This window comes from Ammonicoccus luteus (assembly GCF_050880385.1).
Taxonomy (GTDB): Bacteria; Actinomycetota; Actinomycetes; order Propionibacteriales; family Propionibacteriaceae; genus Enemella.
The window spans coordinates 426,300-447,608 of record NZ_JBNZCI010000001.1 but is presented as its reverse complement, the minus strand read 5'-3'; the positions used below and the strand labels follow the sequence as shown (position 1 = coordinate 447,608).

General features: G+C 66.8%; 17 protein-coding genes and 1 pseudogene. 12 read left to right on the top strand and 6 right to left on the bottom strand.

Annotated elements, in window-relative coordinates; genetic code table 11:
- Positions 1-14: 14 nt before the first annotated feature.
- The 3 genes from ACQ260_RS02110 to ACQ260_RS02100 are packed head-to-tail and all read left to right on the top strand — an operon-like array spanning position 15 to position 4,389.
- Positions 15-2,213, top strand: a complete 2,199-nt coding sequence (locus ACQ260_RS02110; RefSeq protein WP_432557743.1) for a thiamine pyrophosphate-dependent enzyme — start codon at positions 15-17, stop codon at positions 2,211-2,213.
- On the top strand, positions 2,210-3,880 hold the full coding sequence (locus ACQ260_RS02105; RefSeq protein ID WP_432557742.1) for an indolepyruvate oxidoreductase subunit beta family protein: 1,671 nt from the start codon (positions 2,210-2,212) through the stop codon (positions 3,878-3,880). Before ACQ260_RS02110 ends, ACQ260_RS02105 begins: the two co-directional genes overlap by 4 nt.
- 59 nt (positions 3,881-3,939) lie before the next feature.
- Positions 3,940-4,389, top strand: a complete 450-nt coding sequence (locus tag ACQ260_RS02100; RefSeq protein WP_432557741.1) for an acyl-CoA thioesterase — start codon at positions 3,940-3,942, stop codon at positions 4,387-4,389.
- Between the two features lie 70 nt (positions 4,390-4,459).
- On the opposite strand, the gene ACQ260_RS02095 is transcribed toward ACQ260_RS02100, so the two are convergent.
- Together ACQ260_RS02095 and ACQ260_RS02090 are read right to left on the bottom strand one after the other, a co-directional pair.
- Positions 4,460-5,452: an amidohydrolase family protein gene (locus ACQ260_RS02095; RefSeq protein WP_432557740.1), complete on the bottom strand. Its 993-nt coding sequence runs from the start codon at positions 5,450-5,452 to the stop codon at positions 4,460-4,462.
- On the bottom strand, positions 5,449-5,991 hold the full coding sequence (locus ACQ260_RS02090) for a 3-hydroxyanthranilate 3,4-dioxygenase (protein ID WP_432557739.1): 543 nt from the start codon (positions 5,989-5,991) through the stop codon (positions 5,449-5,451). Before ACQ260_RS02090 ends, ACQ260_RS02095 begins: the two co-directional genes overlap by 4 nt.
- Before the next feature lie 93 nt (positions 5,992-6,084).
- On the opposite strand from ACQ260_RS02090, the gene ACQ260_RS02085 reads away from it, so the two are divergent.
- Complete coding sequence (locus ACQ260_RS02085) at positions 6,085-7,068, top strand: LysR substrate-binding domain-containing protein (RefSeq protein WP_432557738.1); 984 nt, start codon at positions 6,085-6,087, stop codon at positions 7,066-7,068.
- Here the strand turns inward: ACQ260_RS02085 and metH are convergent.
- Positions 7,053-10,703, bottom strand: coding sequence for a methionine synthase (metH, locus tag ACQ260_RS02080; RefSeq protein ID WP_432558348.1), 3,651 nt, complete (start codon positions 10,701-10,703; stop codon positions 7,053-7,055). The genes ACQ260_RS02085 and metH overlap by 16 nt on opposite strands.
- Before the next feature lie 204 nt (positions 10,704-10,907).
- Between metH and ACQ260_RS02075 the strand changes: the two genes are divergently transcribed.
- From ACQ260_RS02075 to arc, 4 genes and pseudogenes are all read left to right on the top strand, one after another.
- Positions 10,908-11,606 carry an HAD family hydrolase gene (locus ACQ260_RS02075; RefSeq protein WP_432557737.1) on the top strand — a complete coding sequence of 233 codons (699 nt, stop codon included), beginning with the start codon at positions 10,908-10,910 and terminating at the stop codon, positions 11,604-11,606.
- Positions 11,603-13,072, top strand: coding sequence for an ABC transporter substrate-binding protein (locus tag ACQ260_RS02070; protein WP_432557736.1), 1,470 nt, complete (start codon positions 11,603-11,605; stop codon positions 13,070-13,072). Before ACQ260_RS02075 ends, ACQ260_RS02070 begins: the two co-directional genes overlap by 4 nt.
- 40 nt (positions 13,073-13,112) lie before the next feature.
- A pseudogene (locus ACQ260_RS02065) lies at positions 13,113-14,009 on the top strand (tRNA (adenine-N1)-methyltransferase); the annotation flags it as partial.
- 53 nt (positions 14,010-14,062) lie between these two features.
- Positions 14,063-15,799 carry a proteasome ATPase gene (arc, locus tag ACQ260_RS02060; protein WP_432557735.1) on the top strand — a complete coding sequence of 579 codons (1,737 nt, stop codon included), beginning with the start codon at positions 14,063-14,065 and terminating at the stop codon, positions 15,797-15,799.
- A gap of 4 nt (positions 15,800-15,803) precedes the next feature.
- Here arc and ACQ260_RS02055 read toward each other — a convergent pair whose 3' ends face one another.
- Positions 15,804-15,971 (bottom strand): hypothetical protein, encoded by a 168-nt coding sequence (locus ACQ260_RS02055; RefSeq protein ID WP_432557734.1) that lies wholly within the window; start codon positions 15,969-15,971, stop codon positions 15,804-15,806.
- A gap of 81 nt (positions 15,972-16,052) precedes the next feature.
- Here ACQ260_RS02055 and ACQ260_RS02050 point away from each other — a divergent pair, with 81 nt between their 5' ends.
- From ACQ260_RS02050 to ACQ260_RS02035, 4 genes are all read left to right on the top strand, one after another.
- Positions 16,053-16,832 carry an asparagine synthase-related protein gene (locus ACQ260_RS02050; protein ID WP_432557733.1) on the top strand — a complete coding sequence of 260 codons (780 nt, stop codon included), beginning with the start codon at positions 16,053-16,055 and terminating at the stop codon, positions 16,830-16,832.
- An 82-nt stretch (positions 16,833-16,914) separates the two neighbouring features.
- On the top strand, positions 16,915-17,790 hold the full coding sequence (locus ACQ260_RS02045) for a hypothetical protein (protein ID WP_432557732.1): 876 nt from the start codon (positions 16,915-16,917) through the stop codon (positions 17,788-17,790).
- Complete coding sequence (locus ACQ260_RS02040) at positions 17,787-18,074, top strand: PqqD family peptide modification chaperone (protein WP_432557731.1); 288 nt, start codon at positions 17,787-17,789, stop codon at positions 18,072-18,074. Before ACQ260_RS02045 ends, ACQ260_RS02040 begins: the two co-directional genes overlap by 4 nt.
- 68 nt (positions 18,075-18,142) lie before the next feature.
- On the top strand, positions 18,143-18,610 hold the full coding sequence (locus ACQ260_RS02035; protein ID WP_432557730.1) for a lasso peptide biosynthesis B2 protein: 468 nt from the start codon (positions 18,143-18,145) through the stop codon (positions 18,608-18,610).
- 7 nt (positions 18,611-18,617) lie between these two features.
- On the opposite strand, the gene ACQ260_RS02030 is transcribed toward ACQ260_RS02035, so the two are convergent.
- Together ACQ260_RS02030 and ACQ260_RS02025 are read right to left on the bottom strand one after the other, a co-directional pair.
- A complete protein-coding gene (locus ACQ260_RS02030) occupies positions 18,618-20,309 on the bottom strand; it encodes an ABC transporter ATP-binding protein (RefSeq protein ID WP_432557729.1) in 1,692 nt (563 codons plus the stop codon).
- A gap of 205 nt (positions 20,310-20,514) precedes the next feature.
- On the bottom strand, positions 20,515-21,216 hold the full coding sequence (locus tag ACQ260_RS02025) for a TetR/AcrR family transcriptional regulator (RefSeq protein ID WP_432557728.1): 702 nt from the start codon (positions 21,214-21,216) through the stop codon (positions 20,515-20,517).
- Positions 21,217-21,309 lie beyond the last annotated feature (93 nt).

Genomic DNA, 21,309 nt, shown 5'->3' with positions numbered 1-21,309 from the left:
CACGAGAGGCACTCATGGCCGAACGTTCATTCGCAACAGAGGTGTTGCAACTCCGCAGTGGCGCGGGGACGGAATTCCATGGTGAGGGGATCCTTGCCGTCACGAAGGCCCTGCTGCAGTCGGGTGTGGCCTACGTCGGCGGCTATCAAGGTGCGCCCATCTCTCACCTCATGGACGTCCTCGGCGACGCCCACGAGATCCTGACCGAGCTGGGCGTCCACTTCGAGAACAGCGCGTCCGAGGCCACCGCTGCCGCAATGCTCGCGGCGTCGGTCCACTACCCGTTGCGCGGTGCGATTGCGTTCAAGTCGACCGTTGGCACCAACGTGGCCTCCGACGCGCTCGCGAACCTTGCCAGCGGCGGGGTCAAGGGCGGCGCGGTGGTCATCCTGGGGGAGGACTACGGCGAGGGCTCCAGCATCATGCAGGAGCGGAGCCACGCGTTCGCGATGAAGTCCCAGATGTGGCTGCTGGACCCGCGCCCCGACATCGAGGCCATCGTCGACGCCGTCGAGAAGAGCTTCGAGCTCTCGGAGGTGTCCAACACCCCGATCCTTCTGCAGCTGCGACTGCGGTCGAACCACCTCACCGGCAGCTTCATCGCCAAGGACAACCGGCGCCCGATCATGACGGTCCAGGAAGCGGGCCAGAACCCGCAGAAGGACCACTCCCGCGTGGTGCTGCCGCCGATGAGCTTCGCCCACGAGATCGAGAAGATCGAGCAGCGCTGGCCGGCGGCCGTGAAATACATCACCGAGAACGGACTCAACGAGTTCTTCGGGGGTGACGACTCGGACGTGGGGATCATCGTCCAGGGCGGTCTCTACAACACCTTCAACCGCGGCATGGAGCTGCTGGGCCTTTCGGACACGTTCGGCGATGTCCAAGTCCCCACTTACGTCATGAACGTGGCCTATCCGGTCATCGACGAGGAGGTCGTGCGGTTCTGTCAGGACAAGAAGGCGGTGCTGCTCATCGAGGAGGGCCAGCCGGATTATCTCGAGCAGAACATCAGCAAGGTCCTGCGTCAGCACGACATCGCGGCCAAACTGCACGGCAAGGACATGCTGACGATGGCGGGGGAGTACACCCCCACGGTCATCACCCGCGGCCTCGTGCAGTTCTTCGACCGGCACGCGCCCGGCTTGGTCACGGCCAGGCCGACGCTCCTGCTCGACGCCACCGACGAGGCGAGCCCGTTCGCCAAGCGGGTCGACCAGCAGGTGGTGCAGCCGCGGCCGCCCGGCCTGTGCACCGGGTGCCCGGAGCGACCGATCTTCGCCGCGCTCAAGCTGGCCGAGCAGGAGACCGGCCAGCACCACATCTCCGCCGACATCGGCTGCCACCTGTTCGGTTCCGGCGAGCCGTTCAACCTGGGCGCCACCACGATGGGCTATGGCCTCGGCTCCGCCGGCGCGGCTGCGTTCAACTCCACCGGGTCGGACAAACGCACCGTCGCGATCATGGGGGACGGCGGCTTCTGGCACAACGGCCTCACCAGCGGCGTCGGCAATGCGGTGTTCAACAAGTCCGATCAGATGCTGGTCGTGATCGACAATGAGTACGCCGCCGCCACCGGTGGTCAGGACCTGCTGTCGTCGCAGGCCGATCACCCCTTCCGGTCCACGCAGCACTCGATCGAACGTGCCGTGCGGGGCATCGGGGTGAAGTGGGCGACGACGGTCAGCAACACCTTCAAGATCGCGGAGCTGCGCGACGTCTTCGTCGACGCGCTCACCACCAAGTCCGAGGGACCGAAGGTCGTGGTGGCCCAGAGCGAATGTCAGCTCAACCGGCAGCGACGCGTCCGGCCCGAGACCGCGAAGGCGGTGGCCGCCGGCAAGCGGGTCGTGCGCCAGCGCTATGGCGTCGACGCCGACACCTGCACCGGCGACCACGCCTGCATCCGCATCTCCGGGTGCCCGTCCCTCACGATCAAGTCCAACCCCGATCCGCTGCGGATCGACCCGGTTGCCACCGTCATCGACAGCTGTGTCGGATGCGGTGTCTGCGGGGCCAACGCGCACGCGGCGGCCCTGTGCCCCTCGTTCTATCGCTCGGACGTGGTGCAGAACCCCTCCAAGCTGGACCGCCTGCGCCAGAAGGCCCGCAAGGCCTGGACCAAGGTGCTGTCCGACGGCACCGAGGCCCGGGCCCGGAAGTTCGAGTCCGCCGAGTCGAGTGCCAATCACCTCGAAGGAGCACGCGCATGACGAGCACCCGCGTCGATGACCACACGACCACCGGCACCTGGGCCCGCGGTCTGCGACCGCTGACGATCGCGGTCCTGGCCATGGGCGGTGAAGGCGGCGGCGTTCTGTCCAACTGGATCGCCGACACCGGTCGGGCCGCCGGTTGGATCACCCAGAACACCTCGGTGGCCGGCGTCGCGCAGCGCACGGGTGCGACCGTCTACTACATCGAACTGGTGCCGCCCGCAGTCCAGGCCTCGGGCCGCGGGCGGCAGCGCCCGGTGCTCTCCACCATGCCGGCACCGGGCCAGGTCGACATCGTGATCGCGTCCGAGTTGATGGAGGCTGGCCGCGCGGTGCACCGCGGGTTCGTCACTCCCGATCGCACGACGCTCATCGCGTCGACCAACCGGGTCTATTCGATCGACGAGAAGTCGGGCCTCGGGGATTGTCGCGTCGACTCCGAGGAGCTTCTCCGGGGAGCCCGAGCGGCGGCGAAGAACCTGGTCAGTGCCGACTTCAACCGCCTTGCCGTGGATGCCGGGAGCGTCATCAGCGCATCGCTGTTCGGAGCTTTCGCCGGCAGTGGCGCGACCCCGTTCACCCGGGCCGAGTGCGAGGACGTCATCCGGGCCACGAACAAGGGCGTGGAGAGCTCGCTGCGGGCGTTCGCGGCCGGTTTCGAGGCTGCCCAAGCAGCGCTCGCGCCGCCGGCTCCGGCAGCTCAGCCGTCGGGGGAGAAGGTGTTCCTCACCCTCGGCAGCCGGCCGAGAACCCCCGAGGAACTGCAGGCCGAGGAGGACGAGCGGCTCTCCGCCATCGCCGCCCTGCGTCCGCACGACTTGGTCGGGCCCGCCCTCCGGGACCATGCCGACAGGATCGCCCGGGAGTTCCCCGCAGGGGCTCGCCTCATGCTGTTGCGGGGCGTTGAGCGGACGGGCGTCTATCAGGACGCGGCGTACGCCACCCGCTATCTGGACCGCGTGGCCCGGGTCGTGCCGCTCGAACGTGACCCGGCCGGCACCGCGCAGCTGGTCAACGAGGTCGCTCGGTGGACCGCCCTTTGGATGTGCTACCAGGACACGATCCAGGTGGCGTTCCAGAAGGTGCGGCGCGAGCGCATCGAGGGCATCCGCAAGGAGGCGAAGGCGCAGGACGACCAGCCGGTCGAGGTCAGGGAATATCTCCACCCACAACTTGAGGAGATCACCGACACCCTGCCCGTCGGGCTGGGGCGTCGGCTCCGCGACAACGCCCTCTTCGCCAAGGCCGTGCACGTGGTCGCCCACAAGGGGATCGTGGTGAACACGACGTCGGTGCCTGGGTATACGGTCCTGACCGCCCTCGCCCGGCTGCGGCCGATCCGGCCCCGCTCCCTGCGCTTCATCCACGAGCAGCGCGAGATCGATGCCTGGCTTGATCGCGTCGTTCGGCACGCGAGCGAGGATCCCGATCTCGCTCGCGAGATCGCGTGCTGTGCCCGCGTGCTGAAGGGCTATGGCGAGACCTGGGAGCGCGGTGAGCGGAGCTTCGCCGCCCTGCTCGATGCCTCCGAACAACTGGCCGGCCGCCCGGACGCCGCATCCGTGCTCGCCCGGCTGCGGTCCGCGGCCCTGCGTGACGAGGACGGCTCCGCGCTCGTGGCCGAGCTCGATGCCACCCCGGAATTGGTCGGCGTCGAGGGCTGACGCTCACAGCCGTGCCCGACCCAAGTTGATCCCGCCTGCGCGGGGGAAGGAACCACATCATGACTGTGCGTGACGAGATCACCGGCGCCCGGACGCTGATCCACCGGCGCCTCACCTGGGCGGAGACGGATGCGACCGGCCACCACCACTTCAGTGCCGCGGTGCGCTGGCTGGAGGAGGGGGAGCACGAGCTCTTCTATCGCCTCGGCTTGGGCGCCATGGTGCCCACGCTGCCGCGCGTGAACATGCACGTGGATTTCCGTGGCCGCATCTGGTTCGGCGCCGAGCTGACCGTCGAGGTGGGCGTGATCGCGCTGACCCGCAGCACGGCGACATTCGCCACCGAGGTGCGCGAGGGGGACGAGGTGAAGATCGAGTGCCGGCACACGGTTGTGCACGCACCGGACCCCACGGGTGGTTCGGTGCCCTGGTCCGAGGACGTACGCGCCCTGCTCACGGCACCCGAAATCGTGCCCGTCCGCGAGCCGGCAGGGGCGCTACACCCCTGACGTGCCGCGACACGCCGAGGGGAGCAGGCATAACTGCAGCAGCCCGGTCGGCGTGTCGCCGGCGGGCGGGTCAGGTCAAGCCCAGGAAACGCTCGGCGTTGCCGGAGCGGATGAGCGCCCGACCCGAATCGTCGAGCCAGTCCGCGTCGGCCAGCACCTGGCCGACGGGCGTCTCGCCGAGGGGATAGGGATAGTCGGACCCGACGAGGACGCGATCGGCCCCGACGGTGTCGACGAGGAGCCGCAGGGCGCGCTGATCGAAGACCACGGAGTCCACATAGAAGCGGCCGAGATAGCTCGACGGCGGCTTGTCACAGTCCCGGCTCACATGCGGGGACCGATGCCAGGCGTTCTCCACCCGGCCGAGCCAGAAGGCGAACGACCCACCTCCGTGGGCGAACGCGATGCGCAGGCTCTCCGGCAGCCGGTCGAACGCGCCGGACAGCACCAGCGACAGCAGCGAGAGATGCGTCTCGGCGGGCATCCCCGCCAGCCAGCGTCCCATCCACCGCGCCAACCGCGGTGAGCTCGGCATGTCCCACGGGTGCACGAACACTGGCGCACCCACGGCCGCGCAGTGCTGCAGAAACGTGAGCACGCCCTCGTCGTCGAGGTCACGGTCCCCGACGTGGTTGCCGATCTCGACGCCGACGTGACCGTTCGCCAAGGAGCGATCGAGTTCCTCGCACGCCAGGTCGGTGTCCTGCAGCGGCACCTGGCAGAACGTCAGGAACTCATCCCCGGCGTCCGCGAACATCTCGCGAGCGATGTCGTTGAAGATCCGCGACACCTTGGCGGCCTCGCGCGGCGACCGCGCGTACTCGAAGAAGACGGGCGTCGGTGACACGACCTGGGTCGTGACGCCCGATTCGGCCATGTCGGCCCGTCGGATGTCCGGGGACCAGCACTCCGCGCCGATCTTCCGGAACTCCGAGGAGCCCACCATGATCATGGCGTCGCGCTCGCTGACCGGTTTGAGCCACGGCCAGTCCGGGGCGGGGCACACCGCCTCGTTCAGATCGGGCCAGTCGGAGGGCACATAGTGGGTGTGCGCGTCGATCATGCAGACTCGGCCTTCGGCTTGCGGCCGGGGTGCACCGCTCCGCACTGCGGGCAGTGCCGCAGGTCCTCGTTCTCGAAGAACTCGATCATCACCGGCGGCAGATCCTTGACGATGTCGCTCACGTGAAGGGTGCGCTCGTGGACGGGGGCGTTGCACTCGAAGCAATACCACCGGAAGGTCTCGTCGACCCCCTCCTCGCGGATCCGTTCGAGCACGATGCCGATCGAGCCCGGCTCGGGGCGCTGCGGAGAATGCGGCATCCCCGCCGGCAGCAGCCACATGTCACCCTCGCGGATGTCGACGCGCTGAACGCCCTCATCGGTCTGCACGTTCACGTGCATATTGCCCTTGTATTGATAGAACCATTCCTCATAGGGCTCGATGTGATAGTCGGTGCGCTCGTTGGGGCCACCGACCACTTGGACGATGAAGTGTTCGCCCTCTCGCCACATGACCCGGTTGTTCACCGGTGGCTTGAGCTCCTCGCGGTGTTCCGTGATCCACTTCTCGAAGTTGAACACGGGCGGCAGTGCGGTCATGACTCCTCCTTGAGTGACTCCGCCATGGACTCTCCATGCTGGGCAAGAATCGCGCGGAAGACCAGTACCTTTCCCCATACCTAATATGTCTCCATGGGCATACCTGAGCGTCTTGATCCCCGCCTGAAACTGCGGCATCTCCTGATTGCAGTCGCGGTCGCGGATCACGGCAGCGTCCTGAGGGCTGCCGGTGCGCTCTTCGTCACCCAGCCGGTCGTGTCACGCGCCGTCGCCGAACTGGAAGAGATCCTCGGCGTCACCCTGTTCGTCCGTCAGGCTCGCGGCATGACGCCTACGGAGGCCGGGCAGAGCTATCTGCGCCACGCGCGCACGGTGCTGGGCGAGCTGAGGACGGCGGGCCAGCGGGTGGAGGATCTGCGGGAGGGGTACGCGGGCACGGTCGCCGTCGGCACGTTCGTCGCCGCCTCGCACCTGCTGGTGCCGCACGCGATCCTCGCCCTGGGCCGATCCCGGCCGGGTCTGCGGGTGATCGTCCGGGAAGGCACGGTCGACGAGCTGCTCCAGGGCCTGTTCGGCGGCGAGCTCGACGTGGTCGCCGGCCGGGCGCCGCGGGCCCGGGACCACCGGCTCGAGTTCGACGAGCTCTATCGCGAACCGATGGTGCTGGTCACCGGGCTCGACCACCCCGCACAGGACGCGGCCCATCCAGCGGGGTTGCCGGCGCTGCTGGACTATCCGTGGGTGCTGCCCCTGCGGGAAACCGACCTGCGCACCGAACTCGATGACGTCTTCCACCAAGCCGGCACGGGCCAGCCCGCCGACCTCGTCGAATGCAGCACGGTCCTCACCGTGCGCCAGCTGCTGCGCGGCGGCCGACACGTCGGTGTGCTGCCGCTGCTCGTGGCGCGGCACGATCCCGAGCTGGCCGTGCTCCCGACACCGTTGCCCACGGTCTCCTGGGGGATCGGGCTGACCCGACTGCGAGGCGCACCGACGGCGGCAACGGCCGCGCTGATCGCCGCCCTGCACGAGGCCGCGGTTCCGCTGCGCGAGCAGCTCGAGCAGTCGATCGAGCAGCACTATCCGGGGTCAGCCGTGCCCTATTCCGGGTCGTAGCCCAAGTTCGGCGACAGCCACCGCTCGGCCTCGTCCATGGCCCAGCCCTTGCGCTCCGCATAGTCCGCGACCTGATCCTGACCGACGCGTCCCACGACGAAGTACTGCGAGTCCGGATGCCCGAAATACCACCCCGACACCGCGGCACCCGGCCACATGGCCATGCCGTCGGTGAGCTCGATCCCGGTCCGGGCATGCACGTCCAGGAGCTCCCACAGCGTCTGCTTCTCGGTATGGTCGGGGCACGCCGGATAGCCGGGTGCCGGCCGGATGCCGCGATAGGACTCGGCGATGAGCTCGTCGTTGGACAGCGTCTCGTCGCTCGCGTACCCCCAGAATTCCGTCCGCACGCGCTGGTGCAACCGTTCCGCGAACGCCTCTGCGAGCCGGTCCGCGATCGCTTCCAGGAGGATCGCGGAATAGTCGTCGAGCTCGGCCTTGAACTTCATGATCTGCTCGGTGGCCCCCAATCCGGCGGTCACCGCGAACGCACCCATCCAGTCGGCCACGCCGGAGTCCTTGGGCGCCACGAAGTCGGCCAGCGACTTGTTCGGGATGCCCGCGCGGTGCTGGCCCTGCTGGCGCAGGTGGTGGAGCCGGGCGCGGATCTCGGCGCGCGCGGAATCCGCGTACACCTCGACATCGTCACCCACCGCGTTCGCCGGGAACAGCCCGATCACGCCGTTGGCGGTCAGCCAGCCCTCCGCGGTCACCCGGTCGAGCATCTCCTGACCGTCCTCGAAGAGTTTGCGAGCCGCCTCGCCCTGTGCGGGGTTGTGCAGGATGTCGGGATAGCGGCCCTTGAACTCCCACGCCCCGAAGAACGGGGTCCAGTCGATGAACTCCCGCAGCTCGGTCAGCGGATAGTCCAGCAACTCGGTGATCCCGGGCTTGGCCGGCGTCGTCGGCGCATACGCGGCCCAGTCGATCGTGGGGGCGTTGGCGCGGGCTTGGGCATAGGTGAGGGTACGCCGGTCGCCGCTCTTCGCCGCGTGGCGCTTCCGGATGCCGGCATAGTCCTCGGCGGTCTCGGTGAGCAGCTCGCCGCGCCGCTCGTCCGACAGCAACTGGGCCACGACCGGCACGGAGCGGGAGGCGTCCTTCACCCAGATGACCGGCCCCTCATAGCGGGGGGCGACCTTCACCGCCGTGTGCGCCTTCGAGGTCGTGGCACCACCGATCAGCAGCGGCTTGTCCCAACCCAGACGCTGCAGCTCCGCGGCGAAGTTCACCATCTCGTCCAGCGAGGGGGTGATCAGCCCGGACAGCCCGATGACGTCCGCGCTGTGCTCCTCGGCCGCGGCGATGATCTTCTGCGCCGGCACCATGACGCCGAGGTCGATGACTTCATAGTTGTTGCACTGCAGCACCACGCCGACGATGTTCTTGCCGATGTCATGGACATCGCCCTTCACGGTCGCCATCACGATCCGGCCCTTGGCGACCGGCGGGGCATCGGGATCCTTGAGCGCCTCGATGAACGGCACCAGATAGGCAACCGCCTTCTTCATCACCCGGGCCGACTTCACGACCTGGGGGAGGAACATCTTGCCGGACCCGAACAGCTCGCCGACGACGTTCATCCCGTCCATCAGCGGGCCCTCGATCACCTCGATCGGATGCCCACCACGCGCGTCGATCGCGGCGCGCAGTTCCTCGGTGTCGGCCTCGATGTTGCTGTCGATGCCCTTGACCAACGCGTGAGTAATGCGTTCGGGGGTGGGCAGCGAGCGCCACTCCTCGGCTGCCTGCTCGTCGGCCTCGGCGCTCACGTTGAACCGTTCGGCGACCTCCAGCAGCCGCTCGGCGGCATCGGGCCGACGATTGAGGACGACGTCCTCGATGCGCTCGCGCAGCTCGGGATCGACCTCGTCGAGGACGACCAGCTGGCCGGCGTTGACGATGCCCATGTCCATGCCGGCCCTGATCGCGTGGAACAGGAACACCGCGTGGATCGCCTCGCGCACCGGGTTGTTGCCGCGGAACGAGAACGACACGTTGGACAGCCCGCCCGAGACGAGCGCGCCCGGCAGGTTCTGCTTGATCCAGCGGGTGGCCTCGATGAAGTCGATGCCATAGGCCGCGTGCTCCTCGATGCCCGTCGCCAGGGCGAAGATGTTCGGGTCGATGATGATGTCCTCGGCAGGGAAGCCGACCTCGTCGACGAGAATCCGATAGGCCTTCTCGGCGATCTCGATCCGCCGCTCGAACGTGTCGGCCTGACCGTCCTCGTCGAACGCCATCACCACGACGGCGGCGCCGTATTTTCGCGCCAACCGCGCATGCGCAACGAACTCGTCGACGCCCTCCTTCATCGAGATGGAGTTGATGATCGGCTTGCCCTGGATGGTCTTCAGGCCTGCCTCGATCACCTCCCACTTCGAGGAGTCGACCATGATCGGGACGCGCGCGATGTCGGGCTCGGAGGCGATCAGCTTGCCGAAGCGGTCCATCGCGGCAACGCCGTCGATCATGCCCTCGTCCATGTTGACGTCGATGACCTGGGCACCGGCCTCGACCTGTTGACGGGCGACCTCCAGGGCCGTGTCGTAGTCGCCGGCCTTGATCAGCTTCTTGAACCGGGCGGAGCCGGTGATGTTGGTCCGCTCGCCAACGTTGACGAAGAGGGATTCGTCGGTGATCGTGACCGGCTCGAGCCCGGCGAGTCGCATGGCGGGTTCGACGTCCGCGGGAGTACGCGGGGTCACGCTCCGGGCAGCCTCCGCGATCGCCGCGATGTGCTCGGGGGTGGTGCCGCAGCACCCGCCGAGGATGTTCACCAGGCCGGCGTCGGCGAACTCACCGACGAGCCCGGACATGTGCTCCGGCGTCTCGTCGTATTCGCCGAACGCGTTCGGCAGTCCCGCGTTCGGATAGCACGACACATAGGTGTCGGCGATCCGGGCCAGCTCGGCCACATAGGGCCGCATCTCGGCGGCACCAAGGGCGCAGTTCAGTCCGACAGCGAGGGGGCGGGCATGGCGTACCGAATTCCAGAACGCCTCCGTCACCTGCCCGCTCAGCGTGCGCCCGGACGCGTCGGTGATCGTGCCGGAGATGATCACCGGCCAGCGCCGCCCGCGGTCCTCGAACAGGGTCTCGAGCGCAAAGATCGCGGCTTTGGCATTGAGAGTGTCGAAGATCGTCTCGATCATCAGGATGTCGGCGCCGCCGTCGACGAGGCCTTCGGCCTGCTCGAGGTACGCCGCCACAAGCTCGTCGTAGGACACGTTGCGGGCGCCGGGATCGTTCACGTCGGGGCTGATCGACGCCGTGCGGACGGTCGGGCCGAGCGCGCCGGCCACGAAGCGCGGCTTGTCCGGGGTCGAGGCCCGATCGGCCTCCGCGCGGGCCAGCCGGGCGGCGGCGACATTGATCTCCCTGGCCAGGTCCTGCATGCCATAGTCCGCCAGCGAGATGCGCTGGGCGTTGAACGTGTTGGTCTCGACGATGTCCGCGCCCGCTTCGAGATAGCCGCGGTGGATGCCGGCGATGATCTCGGGCTGCGTCAGCGACAGCAGGTCGTTGTTGCCCTTGAGATCGCTCGGCCAGTCGGCGAAGCGCTCGCCGCGGAAGTCGGCCTCGGCCAGACCGTGCCGCTGCACCATGGTGCCCATCGCGCCGTCGAGGATCATGACCCGCTCGGCGAGCAGGCGACGGAGCTGGGCGGTGGTGTCAGGGCGGACTTCGGTCGTCACGGTGTTCCTTCCGGGGGGACTGCTGTCTTCTCGTGGCGCGGTCGGCGCAACCACGGCAGCCGCTGGGCCATTGTGGCCCACGGGTTCGTCCGGTGGGTCCTGTCTTGGGCTCGCGATTTTCTCTGGGACACTGGCCGGGACATGAATGCGCACCCGATTTCCTCGTCCACAGCTCTGCCCGCCGCAGTCCTGTGGGACTTTGACGGCACGTTGGTCGACACCGAACCATTCTGGATCAGCAACGAGCATAGGTTGACCGAAGAACTCGGCGGCCAGTGGTCCGACGAGTTGGCGAAGGCCAACATCGGCAACTCCCTCATCCGGACCGGCCGATCCATCCGCTTGGCGGCCGGCCGCGACGACCTGACCGACGAGCAGGTGACCGAGCTGCTGGTCGCGCGTGTGCTCGAGGACCTGCGGGTGGCCGATCTGGAGTGGCGCCCCGGTGTGCCGGCTCTGCTGGCCGACTTGCGCGAAGCCGGCATTCCGTGCGCGCTCGTGTCCGCGTCTTTCCGGGAGATGCTGGTGACCGTGCTCGACCGGTTGGACGACAGCCCGTTCGCGGTCGTGGTCGGCGGCGACGACGTCACCCACGGCAAACCGCATCCGGAGCCCTATCTCACCGCGGCCGCCCAACTCGGCGTACGTCCGGAGGACTGCCTCGTCATCGAGGACTCTCTCACGGGCGCCGACTCCGGCAACTCCGCCGGCTGCGTGGTTGCCGTCGTGCCGAACGTCGTCACCCCGCCGCCTGCAGAGCGTCGAGTGCTGCTTGAGACACTGTCGGGCGTGAGAGTTGCCGAATTGCGCGCCCTGATGTCCGCGGAGCTGGTCCGGTGACGCGGGGTTTGCGCGCCGGCCTGAAGGCAGCGGCGCTGAGCGGCATCGTGCTGGCTGTTGCGGTGGCGTCGGGCTGCACGGTCGACGTGACGCCCGAGGATGACCCGGCCGCCGTTGTGGAGCGGCCGCTGACCGTGGCGACGTTCGGGCGCGTGACCACCACCGACCCGGCAGCAGCCACCGACACCGGGTCCACGATCTATGCGCTCAACGTCTTTCAGCGACTCATGACGGTCCAGGTCGGGACCGGTGCGCTGAAACCGGACGCGGCGACGGATTGCTGGTATATCGACGAGCTCACCTATTCGTGCGGTATCCGCAAGAACCTGTCGTTCACCAACGGCAACGATCTGACGGCCAGCGACGTGAAGTTCTCCATCGAACGCGCTCGGGCGCTCGCGGTGCCCGGCTCCTCCGCGCGGCTCCTCGACACGATCGAGGAGATGATCATCCCGGAGGACGACGAGTGGCGCATCGACTTCAAGCTCAAGCAGCACGATCGCGCGTTCGGCTATGCGCTTGCGTCCCCGGCGGCCTCGATCGTGGACGAGTCGGTCTACAACGCGAACGAGCTCTGGCCGCAGTGGCAGCGACCTTCGAGCTCGGGCCCGTTCTTCGCCGACGTCTCGAACCTCGACGAGCTGCGGCTGATCCGCTATCAGCGCTACAACGGGCCGTACTGGCCGTCGACCCCTGCAGTTTCCCTCAAGACCTATTCCACGCCCGAAGCCCTGGATCGAGCGGTCGCCACGCGCACCGTCGACGTGCTGTGGCGCGTTCCGCCGGGCCGGGTGCCCAACGACGGGACGTTCGAGGCGGAGGACCTGCCGGGTGCGGCCGTTCAGCGGCTGGTCTGGAACCCGGACTCGCCGCGCCGGGACGACGCCGCCGTGCGGGAATGGGTGCGGGACGCCACCGGGACGATCCGGACGCTGGATTCGGTCGTGCCGGAGGGCGCGGGTTTCAGCGCCGCCACCTTCTCGATGGGGGACCGGCCCGAGGCGCACGGGGTGAGCGGCGAGCTCACCCTCGGCTTTGACAGCCGGCTGCCCGGGCAGGCCGAGATGGCCGACCGGGTGAAGACAGCGCTGGAGCCCGAACTGACGGTCCGGCTCGTCGGCGATGATCCGGACGCCGACGTCCGGCTGCGGCTGACGCAGGCGTGGACGAACACCGAGCTGGCCTGGCTGCAGCCTTATGTGGAGTTCCCGCTCCCTGGCCGGGAGGCCGCCGTGCGGGAGTTGGAGCTCGCGTTCCGGGCTGCGGAGACGTTGCCGGACGCCGAGGCGGCCGCGCAAGCCCTGCAGGAGGCGGCTGCCGCCGACGCGACCGTGGTGCCCCTCGCGCAGGCCGACGAAACGTTCTGGAAAACCCCAGGCGTCGGATTCAACCCGGTCAACATCGAGCACCAGAACTGGATCGGCCCGTGCTGGCAACTGGGGCTGTGGGGGTTCACGCATGTCTGATCAGTTGGGCGTTCATCAGGACCTTTCCGGCGTACGCACGGGGCCGCTCGCCGAAGGTGAGTGGGTGACGCTCACCGACCCGAAGGGCAAGATGCACTCGGTGCGGCTCGGTGCCGGGCGCAAGACCCACACGACCAAGGGCGGGATCGCACACGACGATCTCATCGGGGGACCGGACGGGGTCGTGGTGCGGTCCGTTGGTGGCATGGAGTTCCTCGTGCTCCGGCCCCTCATGTCGGACTTCTCCGTGACGATGCCGCGCGGGGCGGCCGTGGTCTATCCCAAGGAAGCGGCCCAGATCGTGATGGCCGCCGACATCTTCCCGGGCGCCCGCGTGTTGGAAGCCGGGGTCGGCTCCGGCGCCCTGACGCTGTCGCTGCTCCGGGCGATCGGGCCGACAGGGCGGTTGTGGTCGTATGAACGGCGTGCCGACTTCGCCGAGATCGCCCAGCGGAACGTCGAGACCTGGCTCGAGGGGCCGCATCCCGCGTGGGAGGTCCGGGTGGGGGATCTGGTGGAGTCGTTGACCGCCGACCCGGACGACCCGGCGGAGCTCGACCGGGTCGTGCTCGACATGCTCGCGCCGTGGGAGTGCATCGACGCGGTGGCGGAGCGGCTGGTGCCTGGTGGCGTACTCCTCTGCTATGTCGCCACCACCACCCAACTCGGGCGCGTCATGGACACGATCCGGGTGCACCAGGGGTTCACCGAGCCCGAGGGGACGGAGACGATCGTGCGCAAGTGGCACGCAGAGGGGCTGGCGATCCGGCCGGCACACGGAACGTCGAGCCACACCGGCTTCCTCGTCACCGCTCGGCGGCTGGCGCCCGGGGTGACGAGTCCGCTGCGGAAGCGCCGGCCGGCGCCGGGGGCGTACGGTCCGGACTACACCGGACCACGGCCGCCCTGGGTGCCGGAGGCCGACACGGAGGAGTAGGCCCGGGGAGTGGGTCCGCGCGGGTACTGTGAATCGTCAACGAGGAGGTTGTCGTGAGTGAAGCGAACCCGGACCTGCAGGCCCGTGTCAGTGCACTGCGGGCCGAGGTGGCCGAGCTGCGGGACCGAATCGCGCGGCACCCGCGGGAGTTGGCCGCGCTGGAGAAGCGGCTCGCCGAGGCGCGGAGTGACGCCCGCAGCGTGGCGGCACAGAACGAGCGTTTGGCGCGTACGCTCCGGGACGCCAAGGACCGCATCGTCACCCTCAAGACACAGCTGGATGCGCTGGGCGCGCCGCCCCTGACGTTCGGGATCCTCGACGCGCTGCTGCCGGCCGAGCCGAACGCCGAACTGCGACTCGCGGACATCCAGACCGCCAACCGGCGGGTGCGCACCAGCGTCGCCGATGACGTGTCCGTCGACGCGCTGATCCCGGGCGCGCAGGTCCTGCTGAACGAGTCGCTGGTCATCGTCGGGGTGGTCGGGCCGCCGCAGTCGGGAGAGATCACCGCGCTCAAGGACCTGCTGCACGACGGGCGCCGCGCTGTGGTGACGGCGCACGCCGACGAGGAGTTGGTGGTGCGCCTCGCCGATGAGCTCGTGGAGCGCACGTTGCGCCCGGGCGACCTGCTCATGGTCGACCGCAAGGTGCACTATGCGTTCGAGGTCGTGCCCAAGCTCGAGGTCGAGGATCTGGTGCTGGAGGAAGTGCCGGACATCGACTATTCGGCCATCGGGGGACTGACCCGCCAGATCGAGCAGATCCAGGACGCCGTGGAGTTGCCGTTCCTGCACGCCGATCTCTATGCCGAATATGAACTGACCGCCCCCAAGGGGGTCCTGCTCTATGGTCCGCCCGGGTGCGGGAAGACCATGATCGCCAAGGCCGTCGCGAACTCACTGGCGCGCAAGGTCACCGAGCTGACCGGGGAGGAGGGCCGCAGCTTCTTCCTGAACGTCAAGGGTCCGGAACTGCTCAACAAGTATGTCGGCGAGACCGAGCGCTATATCCGCCTGATCTTCCAGCGTGCCCGTGCCAAGGCGTCCGAGGGCATGCCGGTGATCGTGTTCTTCGACGAGATGGACTCGCTGTTCCGGACGCGGGGGAGTGGTGTGTCCTCCGACGTGGAGACGACGATCGTGCCCCAGCTGCTGAGCGAGCTGGACGGTGTCGAAGGGCTGAACAACGTCATCGTGATCGGTGCGTCGAACAGGGAGGACATGATCGACCCCGCCATCCTGCGGCCCGGCCGCCTGGACGTGAAGATCAAGATCGAACGGCCGGACGCCGAGGCGGGTCGCGAGATCTTCGCGCGCTATTTCACGCCTGGCCTGCCGTTGGACGAGGCCGACCTGGCCCGGTTCGACGGCGATCCGGAACTGTGCCGGCAGGCGATGATCGATGCGGCGGTGGCGCATATGTACGCCGAGTCACCGGAGAACCGGTTCCTCGAGGTGACGTACGCCGGCGGCGACAAGGAAGTGCTGTTCTTCAAGGACTTTGCCTCCGGGGCGATGATCCAGAACATCGTCGGGCGTGCCAAGAAGTCGGCGATCAAGGACCGGTTGCGCGACGGATCCGGCGGGATCAACGTCGGGCACCTGCTGCAGGCGTGTGACGATGAGTTCGCCGAGAACGAGGACCTGCCGAACACCACCAACCCCGACGACTGGGCCCGGATCTCCGGCAAGAAGGGCGAGCGGATCGCGTTCATTCGCACGCTCTACACCGCCAAGCACCCGACCAACCGCAGCATCGAGACGTCCGCGAATACGGGTCAGTACTTGTGATCCGTCAGGTCGCAGGTTCGTGATCGGGTCCGGTGGCCACCGCGACCGCGTGGCCGTAGGGCGCCCGCGCGAAATACTTGATCTCGAAGCCACCAGCGGTCAGTTCTTCGGTGATCTCCGCTTGCGTGAACTTGCGAACAAGGTTCGGTTCGAGAGAAGTCCCGATCTCCACGCACGGATCCAGCCGAGTGACGTCGTGGAAGTTGTCTACAGGGACGTTCCTCTGCGTCCTCGGACCACCTTGGACTATGAGATGGCGACGAGTCGTCAGGCGGTCGTGTCAGGGGTCCGCACGATGCTGTCAGGGTGGGGCGGCGACGAGGCAATTGCGTTCAATGGGCGTGGCTACTTCGCCGAACTGGCCCGCCGCGGCGACCTGTCCACCGTGCACCGGGAGTTCCGCCTCCGACAACGCATCCATGGGGGCACGTTGCGAGGTGCTTGGAAACACCGCGTTGTTTGGCCGTTGCTGCCGGACACTCTCGTCTATCGCCGACGGGAACCAGTGCCTGTGCCCAAGTATTTCCAGCCTGACTTTGCCGAACTCCTGACGGCTGTCGACCCCCTGGAGCCGCGCCCAATCCGAGAGTTCGTTGGCGTGCGTCGAGTGCAGGCCGCGCTGCTGAGGCGCGGACACCTCCCGGCGCGCATGGAGTCGTGGGCGGCTCACGGCGCGTCCCTCGGCCTCACGTACAAGTTTCCACTCCTTGACCGAAGGGTGCTGGATTTCGCGCTCAGTCTGCCGGGTCGGATGTTCTTCCGAAACGGCTGGAAACGGTGGTTGTATAGAACCGCCATGAAGGGTGTTCTCCCGGATTCGCTCAGTTGGAACCCTTCGAAGTATGACAACGCAGCGATCCACCAGATGAAGGCCGTGCTGCGCGAACCGACGCTCGCCTACCGCGACCCGCTCATGGGACGTTTGGACAACCCGTACATCGATATTCACCAAATGCTGGCCAGCTTGGATAGGGTGGGAAATCAGATCGGCTCTGGCGTCTGGCTCGCCTTCACTCAGTTGTCGGCACAGTGATGGAGGGTTGATGAGCGACGAAATCCGCCACCGATTCCGGGCCTACGGGCTCGTTTTTTCCTCGACCATTCCCATCCCGTAGATGCTGCCGGCGGGCGAGGACGATCGAAGCCGTGACACGGCGCCCGATGTGACGGTCGCGGTGGCCGAGTTCCCTGACGAACTCTGCAACCCGGCCGGTTCCAGTGCTGTGCACCAGGTCAACGCAGAAGCGTTGTTGCTGCGGATCTCCGATGTCGGGCGATACTTGGTTCGTGGTGGGCGGGAAATCCTTATTGACCCTCATCCGGACGCGACTCCGCACGATCTCCGGGTCTATTTGCTGGGCACCTGTTTGGGTGCCCTCCTGCACCAGCGTGGCTTTCTTGTTCTGCATGCAAGTGGCGTAGCGACTGACCACGGGTGTGTCCTGTTCGCGGGCGACTCGGGATCAGGGAAGAGCACGCTCTTGGCAGAATTTCTCAGGCGGGGCTATCCGATGGTCGTGGATGATGTCTGTGCGGTGCGCGTCGACCAGGACGGCACTCCTATCGTCGTCCCGTCCTATCCGAGGACACGGCTCTGGGCCGATGCTGCAGAACGGCTTGCCATTGACACGTCCAATCTGCCCCGGACCAAGAGATCGTGGGACAAGTTCGAGCGTCAGGTCCCGGAACAGTTCTCGGAACGAGATATTCCGTTGACGCATCTGGTGCATCTCGCGGGTCCTTATGACGGGTATGAGTGCGTCATTGAGGAACTCAGCCCGATCGAGGCATTTCCGACTGTGATTCACAATACCTATCGCGGAATTCTGCTGGACGGGCTGGATCGCAGGGCAACACATTTCGAGCTCGCCGCCCAAGTCGCGAAATCGGCGAACATTCTCCGAGTGAGGCGCCCTGCTGGCTTGGACAGCGTCGAGCAGCTCGCCGACTTGGTGCTGCGACGATTGCAGAGCAGGGAAGGATTGGAATGAGTGACATTTCGCTGAAGACACAGGTACACCGACGCGCCGACGTGTTGGCCAACGACGTGAGTGAGTCGGAGACTGTCATGCTGGACATCAGTGGCGGCAGCTACTACGGATTGCGAGACGTGGGCAAGGCGATCTGGGATCACCTTGCGACACCGATGACCGTGGATCGGCTGTGCGAGCGGCTCCGCGGCGAGTTCGATGTCGATGTGGACACCTGCCATCAGGAAACGATCGCGTTCCTAGAGAAGCTCCAGGACCGTGGGCTCCTCGTCGTCAGCACCTAGCAGGCTGTAGTGGGAACCCTATGCGCGAGGTTGTAAGTCCTGGTCGAGGATGGACGCGGGTGCGCCGCATGGCCGCTGACATCTGGGCAGCCGGAGTGGGACGCCTTTTCATGCTCCGCGTCTATGCCCTGTTGATCGTCATGCGGGGTGTCATCACGATCGGCACAATGCAGAGCATCACCAAGCGGCTGGGCACACCCATGCGCGAGACGTCCACCGATGGCGTGTCCCGCGACCAGGTCCGATTTGCCCGACGCGTGGGACGCGCTATCGCCCGGCTCGCGGACAAGACACCGACCAACAGCAATTGCTATCCGCAGGCACTCACGGCTTGGTGGTTGCTGCATCGAAAAGGGATCCCCACCACGTTCTATTACGGCGCCAAGTTCGACAAGAACCGGAGCGGGCTGGAGACGCATGTCTGGCTCCGCTGCGGTCCACTGATCGTCACCGGGGGCGGAGTGCATCTCCACTACAAGCCGATGACGTGGTTTGCCGACGAATCCGTCGAGTCCAGAGGGCCATCCCCGTCCTGAACACGTCCTAGTCCAAGTCACCTTCATCGTTCGAGGGCCGGAGGTATTCGGCGGCCTGCAGGGTGAACAATTCCGCGTACCGGCCACCGACGGCCATCAACTCCTCATGTGTGCCGTGCTCGATGATCTGTCCCTCGTGAAGGACATAGACCCGGTCGGCCGATCGCACGGTCGACAACCGATGGGAGATAAACAGGACGGTGCGCCCCGCCAAGAGCTCCCGCAGCTTCTCGAACAACGCGTGCTCCGCGCGCGGATCAAGCGAAGCAGTCGGTTCATCGAGAATGACAAAAGGCGCGTCCCTGAAGAACGCTCGGGCAATCGCAACCCGCTGCCATTGTCCGATGGATAGGTCCTGCCCGCCCTTGAACATTCGGGACAGAATTGTGTCGTAGCCCTCGGGCAGGCGTTCGAGGTAATCATGGGCACCTGCCTGTTGCGCTGCTCGAATGATCGCCTCCGAGTCGCCAACCTGGTCCACGCGACCGAAGCCGATGTTCTCGCGGGCAGACAGCTGATATCGGATGAAATCCTGGAAGATCAGCGCAATCGACTCGTTCAGGCTGCCTGGCGCATAGCTCTGGACATCGGCCCCATCCCAACTGATGGTGCCTCCGGACGGCTGATAGAGACCGGCCAGCAGCTTGGCCAAGGTCGTCTTGCCCGAACCGTTCTCACCAACCAGCGCGACGATTTCGCCCTTGTTGACGGTCAGCGAGACGCCCTGCAGAACAGGCCGAGTTGTTTCCGGATAGGTGAACGTCAAGTCCCGCGCAGTGAGGGTCGCGAAGCCATGTGGAGCTGGCTCTCGGCCCGATTCGAGAGCTGCTTCTGGATGGGTCATCGACAGGAACTCATCGAAATCGTCAAGATACAGTCGCGATTCGAACACCCGCTGCACTCCGCCGAACAGAGCGGTGAGCTGTCCGGCGATCATCCGGACAGCCACGATCGCTGCCCCCGCCGACGCCAGATCGAGCTCTCCCCGGGCAACCAGCCACACCAGAAAGACGAGGGTGAGCGCGATCGCGGCAGCAGACAGCAGGTTGGTGCTGAGTGCAACGGTCAGCCGTCTCCGGATGTGTCGACGCAGCTCTGTGATGTAGGTGAGATAGCTTCGGTCGAATCGATCCCGCAATGCATCGGTGAGCCCGAAAGCCCGGATCTCATGCGCTGATTCCCGTTGAACCTGCAGTGACCGCAGATAGCCGCGCAACCGGACTCCCGGCACTTGGGCGACCCCGAAGTCGAACTCCATCCTGCTGAGGATGCGTGAACCGAAATAGAGCGGCAGCCCGGCGAGGACCAAGATGGGCAGCACCAAGGGGGACATCACGAAGATCGAGGCGACGAGGCCGACGAGGCCGGCCAGACCACCGATGATGCCGATCACGCCCTGGGTGAGCGCGAAGGGCTGGGTGACGGCGTTCGACTGGACACGCTGGAGCCGGTCATAGAAGGCCGGCCTCTCGAACTCAAGCAGGGGCACTTTCGTTGATACGTCAAGCACTCTTGCCCAGATGCCGAGCACCACCAGTTCGCCCAATAGCCGTTGCATCAGGCCTTGCGCAGCACTTATGACGTTCCCCAGGCCCATCACCAGCGCGAGTCCGGTGACGGGAAGGACGACAGCGTTCCATGACGAGGCGCCGCCCTGAACGTGGAGAATCGCATCGAGCACCAAGCCGACCAGCAGCACCTAGGCGGCCAGCAGCAGTCCATTCAAGAGTTGGATGGCCGTCGACGTGCTGAAGAGCCATGGGCCGGCGCGCCAGACGAGCCGCAGCGATCGGCCGATCAGATGGGGCAGGCGCCGGATCGATTTCTGGCGTCTCTTCCCCTCGACCGCGGCTTCGAGTCTTCTATCAGCGTCGCTCACGTGCCCCCCGAATTGGTCGCCCCAGTCACGGGGTCGCGATCCCGGGGAGCGTAGCACCGTCGGCGAAGCCCGCGGTTCGACTGGTTCCCAGCGTGAGCCGGTCCGCGAGGGGAGCAAAGGGTTCGAACGTGCCCACGAAATGGCCGCCGAGGTGGAGCACGAGCGCGCCGACCAGGTGGGCGAACGCGTCCACACCCCGGATGGCAATCCCAGGTGGCATGTCCAGTCCCACGGCTGCAGTCATGGCGGACGACTGGGCGTACAGCGGCTCGACCAACTCCTCCGGAGCTGAGATCTGGCCCGCTCGATAGCCATCCGCGATCGCTACCAGGAACGGGCGGACCACCGCGCCGGCGAGCTCGATGGTGTCGCCGGGTGCACGATAGTGGGCCACCGGCGTGCCATAGAGCAGCGCGAACTCCTGCGGGTGCTCGAGCGCCCACTCGATGAAAGCGTGCGCCAGCGCTCGGAATCGTGCAGCGGGATCTTCATCGGTCACCCGCGCCAACGCCGAGCCGAGGTTGCGATAGCTCTCCAGCAGCAGCGCGGTGAGGAGGTCGTCGCGGGTGGGGAAGTACCGATGGATGGCCGACGACACCATCCCCACGTCGGCGATTACCTTGCGCAACGACAGTTGGGCGGCCCCGTCGCGGGCCAGATGGGCGCGCGCGACGTCGAGGATCCGCTCGCGCTGCAGGGCGTGATGTCGTTCACGGGCAGTGGCCATGCGAGCCATTTCACCACATCGAGAGCAGTGCTCTTGCGAGCAGCCTTCGGGTCGTGCATTCTTACATTCGAGAGCAATGCTCTCGCTTTACGT